1 pseudogene is annotated in these 530 nt (G+C 58.3%); it reads right to left on the bottom strand.

Annotation, left to right across the window (positions count from 1 at the left end):
* Positions 1-530: pseudogene (locus L693_RS30685) on the bottom strand (hypothetical protein); the annotation flags it as partial.

Genomic DNA, 530 nt, shown 5'->3' with positions numbered 1-530 from the left:
GAGGGTGTACGGCGTGCTCCGTCAGATGTACGGAGCTTACACTAGCTTCCGCCAGATGCGAAGCACGCACCGCCCGGAGTGCAAGCTTCTCAGCGTTCACGCTTCCTGTCTGGAGCGCGTGAACTGATACACTCCCCGGCGCAATATGCCGGGTCATCACGGCTGAAGGCTGCAAATGGGCAGAGGTGACCGATTCCGGGGCCAAATGGCTCGACTGAATGGCCTCTTCTGCCACATGATTCCCTTGCACAGCTTCGTCGATAATGTGCCACGGCTGGACGGAATAAGGTGATATTTTGGCCGCTGTCACGCTCTCGTCCGCCAGTTTGTCGGACGTAACAGACTCATCTTGCAATGCATGGGTCGATATCGTCTCTGATGCGATATGCACGCCCTGGATGGTTCCGGTGTGCAGATGGTGCGGCTGGATGGCTTCTGCTGCAATATGCACGGCCTTCACAGCCCCTTCTGCCAGCGCTCTGTCCTGTACCGCTCCTGCTGCCAAATGCCGGGGGTGTACGACTTGCTCC

The organism is Paenibacillus sp. 1-18 (assembly GCF_000520755.1).
Lineage (GTDB): Bacteria > Bacillota > Bacilli > Paenibacillales > Paenibacillaceae > Paenibacillus > Paenibacillus brasilensis.
The sequence above is the reverse complement of the archived record's forward strand: the minus strand, read 5'-3'. Positions and strand labels throughout refer to the sequence as shown.